Annotated in this window: 7 protein-coding genes and 1 pseudogene; 6 read left to right on the forward strand and 2 right to left on the reverse strand. The window is 38.3% G+C overall.

What is annotated here, in order from left to right; all coding sequences use genetic code 11:
• Positions 1 to 117 precede the first annotated feature (117 nt).
• From NWP22_RS04480 to NWP22_RS04490, 3 genes and pseudogenes are all read left to right on the forward strand, one after another.
• Positions 118 to 378, forward strand: coding sequence for a type II toxin-antitoxin system HicB family antitoxin (locus tag NWP22_RS04480; RefSeq protein ID WP_280801573.1), 261 nt, complete (start codon positions 118 to 120; stop codon positions 376 to 378).
• Positions 379 to 389: 11 nt separating this feature from the next.
• Positions 390 to 500: pseudogene (locus NWP22_RS04485) on the forward strand (hypothetical protein); the annotation flags it as partial.
• A 116-nt stretch (positions 501 to 616) separates the two neighbouring features.
• Entirely contained in the window at positions 617 to 868 is a 252-nt protein-coding gene (locus tag NWP22_RS04490) for a hypothetical protein (protein ID WP_280801574.1), read from the forward strand.
• 311 nt (positions 869 to 1,179) lie between these two features.
• On the opposite strand, the gene NWP22_RS04495 is transcribed toward NWP22_RS04490, so the two are convergent.
• Complete coding sequence (locus tag NWP22_RS04495; protein ID WP_425332604.1) at positions 1,180 to 2,499, reverse strand: tellurite resistance TerB C-terminal domain-containing protein; 1,320 nt, start codon at positions 2,497 to 2,499, stop codon at positions 1,180 to 1,182.
• A gap of 173 nt (positions 2,500 to 2,672) precedes the next feature.
• A complete protein-coding gene (locus NWP22_RS04500) occupies positions 2,673 to 4,016 on the reverse strand; it encodes an ATP-binding protein (RefSeq protein ID WP_280801575.1) in 1,344 nt (447 codons plus the stop codon).
• Between the two features lie 630 nt (positions 4,017 to 4,646).
• Here NWP22_RS04500 and NWP22_RS04505 point away from each other — a divergent pair.
• From NWP22_RS04505 to NWP22_RS04515, 3 genes are read left to right on the forward strand one after another with little or no spacing between them, the layout of a single operon-like run.
• Entirely contained in the window at positions 4,647 to 5,885 is a 1,239-nt protein-coding gene (locus NWP22_RS04505; RefSeq protein WP_280801576.1) for a phosphotransferase, read from the forward strand.
• A 53-nt stretch (positions 5,886 to 5,938) separates the two neighbouring features.
• A complete protein-coding gene (locus NWP22_RS04510) occupies positions 5,939 to 7,027 on the forward strand; it encodes a T3SS effector HopA1 family protein (RefSeq protein WP_271733918.1) in 1,089 nt (362 codons plus the stop codon).
• Positions 7,027 to 7,485, forward strand: coding sequence for an acyl-CoA thioesterase (locus tag NWP22_RS04515; protein ID WP_271733919.1), 459 nt, complete (start codon positions 7,027 to 7,029; stop codon positions 7,483 to 7,485). Before NWP22_RS04510 ends, NWP22_RS04515 begins: the two co-directional genes overlap by 1 nt.
• The last annotated feature ends 128 nt before the right edge of the window (positions 7,486 to 7,613 follow it).

The raw sequence follows: 7,613 nt of genomic DNA on the forward strand, positions 1-7,613 counted from the left end.
TTTAAATGGGGCGTACAACATATTAAGAAAAGCAGTCCTGAACGCTTTTGCAGACGGGATAGAGGGGTTAGGAGTAACTCCAATCAGGTTTACCCCTGGTAAAGTGACTTTGTAGATTTGTCTATAATTTCACAAACTCTATCTTATCTCCACGAAAATCGTTCTACTGCACTTGAAGGTATTACAAACTTGGTAAAAGATGTAGTAGCTGATATGGCGGCGAATAATGAGAGGATTCCGGAACCCATTGCAGAAAGAAACTACAGTGGTAAATTTCAGGTTCGTATTCCTCCGGAGCTTCACCGTAGATTAGTTATAGAAGCAGCTGAGGAAAATGTCAGCTTGAATCGCTATATCAGCCTTAAACTGGCATCCTAAATTATACAAGAATTATACAAGGAGTGGCGATCGCCCTGAAGATGGGTGCTACTAAAGCTGATTTTGATACCACAGTCGGTATTCATCCCACCTCTGCTGAGGAATTTGTCACCATGGGATAGGTTATTAGTTGAATAAATTGGAACAATGCCCTAATCTAGGGCATTTTTTGCACTTGACATCATGAACAGATGGTATATTATTGTTCCATACAAGATTTACTTAAAAGAGTTTACTTATGTCTGTTCAGTCTGTAACCCTGGCTAACTTTTTTGGCTTATTGGCACTGATAGCTTACATATTGACTTTAACGCCAAGTATATTCAAAACTGTTTTCCCCAAAACGCGCCAAAATCAAACCTTACGTTGGTTAGGAAAAAAACGGCGAATTATTGGTATTGCATCCTATGTTTTAGCTTGCAGCCATGGTTTACTGATAGTGTTTAAACACAATATTGATTTCTTAAATCCTCTTACTTATATTCATTAGTTTCAAGGAATATTCTCATTTTTTATTCTAACTTTACTAGCAATTACTTCTAATGATTGGAGTGTCAAACTTTTAAAAAAGAAATGGCAGAATATACACAGATTAACTTACCTGCTGATCTTTATCCTACCCTGGCATATCTTAGATAAAATGTCATACTCTTGGAGTTATTTAACTCCATTATCAGTATTGATTGGCTTTATTATTATGTGTTTATTCATTCAAAGAGTAATTGTAGATTGGAAAAGACATCTACAGCCATAGTCGAGAATAATAAGGGGCGATGAATCATATAGCAGTAGTTAATTAGATTAATCTTGTTTAACTCTGAGGTTTTCATCCATAGTCAGGATTTTTCTGGCGTTAACTATATGCTCTTCAGACACTTGAGGATGTTCCCCATTAGTTGTAATTATTAGTTCTCCAATAGCATCCTGGGCGTGTTCATTGAGAGAATCAATTAATAAACTGGGGGTGGTACTGTTGGATTGGGCAATTTCCTCAATAGTTACCAGGGGATGCTCTTGTTCTACTATAGCTTTTAACGCCTGAATTTCATGGTTGGGGAGGATTTCTAAAAGTTTCTGCCATTGTTCAGGTAAAATCTCAGATGTATTGATTGTCTCTACAGAATCAATTAACTCCGTAAAAGGAAACACATCATTGCCATCTTCATGGCAATTTTCAGGTGATAGTTCTGGATTTAATGTTTCTGGTTGTTGAAGTAATTCCCATACTTGGCTTTGTAATGAGTCTCTTTCTGCTTGCAATAAGGATATTTCTGATGTGAGTTGCTGTAATTCTGATTGCTTTTCGGTGATTTTATTTTCTAGGTAATTGAGGTTTTCGGCTAAATTTTCCGTTTCAGTTTTGGTAGATAATAATAATTGTTTTTGGTCATTAATCTGTGTTTCTAGTGCTTGAATTTCCGTTCGCAGTTCATACATCTTTTCCTCTAGTTGGGGTTTGAGCCTATCTAACAGAGTGACATTAGTCTCAAGTTCTTGTTTTTCTTCCTGGAGTTGATAGATTTGATTTTGCAACTGCATAATTTCACCGCGAAAGGTATTACAATTCAACTCCATACGACGTTTTTCGGTTGTGAGTTGAGAGCAAGTATGATGCAGTTCTGTTTTATTTTGTTCCAGAGCTTCTATTTCAGCATTGAGGTTAATGGTATCGGTTTCTAACTGCTGTTTTTGGGCTGCAAATATACCTAAATCTCTATGAATTTTATCTCTTTGAATACGAGACTCTGATATTTGATTTTCCAAGCTTTGTGAATCTGCGTACAAGAAGTTACGCATCTCTTCTATTTGATTAACTTCTTGAACAATCCGCCGTTTTAGTCCCTCCATTTCTTTAATGCGCTTGCGATTGGAAGTTAAAATCATCATTTCATAATTCCCACGGCGCTTATCTGTAAATAATATGGCTGCATAGGTAGAAATTATAGTAATTATACCGGTGATTAAGGCTTGGTTGAAATTCCACTGGGGGACAAGACTAATACCAAAGCTGATACTAAAGGCGACGATACCTAGAATATATCGATTGCTGATGGTTGCTGATGGCATATTGGTTTTTCTCAGGGTATTTGAGTTGTTAGGATAGGTATGTTTTAATGTCATTATTACTTAGCAAGATAATTGTGAAATATCTAACTATAATTCTTTGTGGATTTTAGGGAGTAGCACAATGAGATATCACCATGTAATTGATTTCATATCTAGTATGGATAGGGTAAGATTAAAAGTAAATAAAGATGATGATAGGGGCTTGTCATCGATTTTAAGTGATGATTTCAGGGGATGTGATCTGTATGGGGATGAGATACTGTTAAATCTGCTTTTAAGAAATCAATAAACTGCCTTGCTGTACGTCCAGAACGACCATTGTGGCGGGTTGCCCACTGTAATGCTTGATATTCTAAATCTTCGGGAGTAATATCAATTTGGGCTTGTGCTGCTAAATGTTGGACAATTTTTAAATAAGTATCCTGATCCGCTGGTGCAAAAGTGAGAGTGATACCAAAGCGATCGCTAAAGGAAAGCTTTTGCTGCATTGTATCCCAGGAGTGGATTTCGTCATGATCTTTGGGTGTGGGTCTGTCTGTAAAAAACTCGCGAATTAAGTGGCGACGGTTGGAAGTAGCATAAACCACCGCATTTTGGGGACGTGCAGTCAAATTACCTTCCAAAACTACCTTAAGTGCTTTAAAAGCATCATCATCTTCTTCAAAGGAAAGGTCATCAACAAAGATAATAAATTTTTGTGGTACTCCCCGCAACTGCTCGACAATTTTGGGCAAATTGTGCAAATCAGATTTTGCGACTTCCAGCAAACGTAGATGGCGATCGCCATACTCATTTAACAAAGCTTTGACCACAGAAGATTTACCCGACCCCCGACTACCGTAAAGTAGTATATGCTGTGCCACCTCTCCTGATAATAAAAACTCTGTATTTTTGATTAAAGTTTCTTGTTGAGACTCGTAACCCACTAAAGTTTTCAGGTTGATCGGGTCAGGGTACTTGATACCTACAAACTTACCTTCTTGCCAGCGCAACGCATGATATTCTACAAATAAGCCTGTGCCACACTGGCGATAATGATCTGCCAAATCCTCCACAGCATCACCCCAATTATCTAACTTTTGTAGTAATACTTTGAACTTTGTCTCTATACCAATGTTTTGCTCTGTGTACCAGACAATAGGTGAAATGGGTAACTGAGCTACAGTTTGCACCCACTCGCTCAAAGAAGCACTACTACATTCATAAAGATTCTGCAACACCTGTAAATCATGCTCCACTGCTGCTAGTAACGACCGGGGTAAATCTTCAACGTCTTGCTGTTGAGCCAGTTTACTAAAAGGATTCTCACTACGGAGAATTTGACTAATTAGGTAGTCTTCCCAATTTTGATGTTTAGCACTTAAGGCATAAAAATAACTGCCATAAGCTTTGAGACAACTCCGTGCATCGGCATCAGTGTAACGTATAGCTTGCAACAGGTCAAGAAATGCCATCCCCACTTCGCTTTCCAATACAGATTGGTAGAGTAAAAGTGATGCTGCTTGACATTGGAGAAATTGAACCTGGCTATGGCTATAGGATGAATTACGTGGCATCGCTGGATTATCCATCAATTAACAGGGTAGTTTAAATAAGGCACTATGGTCAATTGTCTGCTAACCCTGGTAGTAAAGTCAAAATCTACATGGCCGTTAACATAGACTCCGTGAATGTGAATGTGTGATCTTTGTCTCCCCTGAAACCGGTTGCTCCGGGATAAATTCTTAATCTTTGACTTGCTGAAAATATCCGGTTTTTTGGCGTTGGTGATGATCTATAAAAATAGGGCTGTATATAATTATGGGGTTGAGGATGCTGGTACTTCTAGTCTAAGTATTGAGAATCATAATTACTCTTAGTCAATAATTAGCCCCACGAGAAATGATGTATTTTGTAATTAATAATACATTTTTGCAGAATTGTATCAGTAGAACCAAAGAGCATCAGCCAGTAATCAATGCTTAAATTTGCTCATATCCATCTGTGGATAGTTGTTTTATTGCTGCTATTGGGCTGTGAAAACTCAAGGCTATACAGTATTTAGCAGCCTAATTTAAATTAAAAAATCAAGTTATCTTGCCATTATGGCAGGTTTTAATTTGATAGATAAGATATGAATAGATTGGTTCAATTTTTGCTGTGTATCGAAACTGCCAAATTCATCTCAAGCAACGGTACTTTTACCAAGTAGGACATCATACATGTTATTACCACTGTCTTCTCAGAAAGTTATCGAATACCTGAAAGAAAGAGGTATGTATTCCTCAGAAGATGGCGCATTGAATAAATATGACTTGCTCAAAAGTAGTCAACATAACTTAAATTTACTCTTGACTTTAGGAGATAATCAAAAACTGCTGGTTAAACAAAAATGTCATCTTGAAAACTATGGAAATTCCCATGATTTTTTTAATGAATGGCTATTTCAGCAATTATTACAGCAGTTTCCAGTTATAGGTAATATAACTGAGATCGCACCACTAATAGTAAATTTTGATCAAGAACATTCTATCCTGGTTCGTAATTACTTAACTGAATATTCGGAACTAGGAGAATTTTATGGTCACAATGCTATTTTTCCGCCAGAAATTGCTACCGCCATTGGTAGTACATTAGCGGGACTACATCGCGCTACCTTCCAACAGCGAGAATATCGTCAGTTTATGTCAGCTGGGCCTCAAGGACAGTTTCGCTATAGCTTTTACAATCCAGCCCAAGGGGTGGATTCTATTACCCCAGAAATATTTGGTACAGTTCCCACTGAGGCGTTAAAGTTTTACCTTCTCTACCAAGGTTATGAGACTTTAGAATCAGCGATCGCCGATTTGGCTTATGAATGGGAACCTTGCTGCTTGACTCATAATGACCTCACCTTAAATAATATTTTAATTCATTCTCGTTGGCATCAGTTAGATAATTGCCTGATTAAACTGATTGATTGGGAAGCTTGTGGTTGGGGTGACCCCGCCTTTGATATAGGTACCCTTATCGCCAGCTATTTAACAATTTGGCTTTCTAGCTTAGTAGTAGATCCCACCCTTGAGTTAGAAGAATCCCTGCATTTAGCGATTACACCCTTAGAGTTGCTACAACCTTCATTACTGGGGTTAATTCGGGCTTATGTCAAAACTTTTCCCATGATTTTGCAGTACCAAAGTAACTTTATTGTCCGAGTTATTCAGTTTACAGGACTGGCGCTAATTCATCAAATTCAAGCAAATATTAAATCTCTTAAACATTTTGGCAATAGTGACATTTATATGCTTGATGTTGCTAAGAATCTCCTTACCATACCACAAGAATCTATATTGAGTATTTTCGGCGTTTCTCAGGGGGAAATTCTCAACCCTTTGACAGAATTTCATCAACTCCCCCAAAGAGAAAAACAACAGCAATTAGTTCCTCTTTATTACCAAAAAACTCGCCTGCGGGGTTGTTAATCACAGCCAACGGTCACCACCATGTTTGTTTAAGTAATTCTTAATATCAAGTAATGCTATACTGTCCCACCTATACATTGCAAACTTACCTGCTGGATATTGCTAAAAATATCGAGATAAATTCTAAGTTTTGTATTTCCCACCCCCACTATCAATCTTTTTCTTTACCTGCTAAACTAGCAGAGAGATTTCAACAAAATTCTCCGGCTTTACAGCATAAATATCTGACTCTACTACTGAGAAATTTCCTTTACGGTATCTACTACAATGGTTCCCTAAAAACCACCTTGGCCTTAGATACTGAAACTAGTAATTGCTGGGGACACCAAAATTTAGAAACTCATTCTCTCTTAGATGTTGATTGGGGATTTTACGAACAACTACAGACGAGCAATCACGGTAAAGGTTATTTTGACCCCAGTTGGCGGGTATTGAGTCGAGAACCTGATGGTACTATGGCAGTCACTAAAGGCGGTTTGACGGTATATATTGAGCCAGACTGCCATCTTAAACCTAGTAAAAAGTCTCCCAAGGTGGGGGAATTAGTGGCGATTTGGATGCCTAAAAACCGACTGCAAAAAGGCTGCTACTTAGCAGTTAGCAATGTAGGACAGGAAAAGCAAAGTAACCTAGATGGGAATTTAGGTACCGGGAGAATCTACTTTAATTTTACCTCATCTGGTGCGATCGCCTCCATGGATGGACTAACCCAACAACTCAACGCAGCCAATATTGCTTTTACCTTTCAGGTTCTCTATCATCCCGCTGCCTACGGACGCTATGACTCAGGTATACTCTACTTTGAAGCTCAGGACTATCCAGCATTGCACAAAATCCTTGAGAATGTTTATAGGGGGTGTGAATCTCATTTCCAAGCTGAAATACCCTTATTTACTAAGTTTTTAGCCCCTGGATTGGGTTTAGCTGAAGAGCCTACCCAAAAATTTGCCACTCAAGAAAATTTTGGTATCAACCGTTGCCAAATTGTCGCCAATGCTTTGTTGGAGGCTTGGGAACAAGGTCAAAATACAATGGAGGAGCGTATGAGAATGATTGAGCAACATTTTGCTCAACATTCCATTGATTTGCAGCATCCCTACCTCAACCCCAGTTCTGAGGATATCTACTACCCTTTAAAATAATGTCTTTTACCTATCATCGCACTATTCGCCTTGCAGATACAGATGGCGCTGGAGTAGTTTATTTTGCCCATGCTTTATCTATATGTCATGAAGCCTACGAAGCATCTTTAGAAGTATCGGGTATTAATCTCAAAGATTTTTTTACTCATCCATCTATAGCTATTCCTATTGTTCATGCTAATGTGGATTTTTTTCGCCCAATGTTCTGTGGAGACCAGTTAGAAGTAAGTTTATTTCCCCATCAAATAACTGCGAATAAGTTTGAAGTTAGTTATGAAATTATACTGGCAGATGTTCTAGTTGTTAAGGCTGTGACTCGACACGTTTGTATTGATGCAGTGAGCAGAGATAAGCGGGATTTATCACCTGAGATGATTCAGTGGTTGGAAACTAACCGCCAAGAGACAAAAGCGCTAGAAAGAAGAAAGTTAAGAGGATGTTTGGAAAGTCATGATTAGTGTATCAACTATTGTTTGACCCCACCCCCTTCCTTACAAGGGTAGGTTTTTAATATGATCTGTGAAGGCAAGACTACCGAAGACAAGGAAGGAAAGTGGACAAGGAAGATTTTATACGGACAATGGTC

Origin of the sequence: Anabaenopsis tanganyikae CS-531 (assembly GCF_029891675.1) — a bacterium.
Classification (GTDB): Bacteria; Cyanobacteriota; Cyanobacteriia; order Cyanobacteriales; family Nostocaceae; genus Anabaenopsis; species Anabaenopsis arnoldii.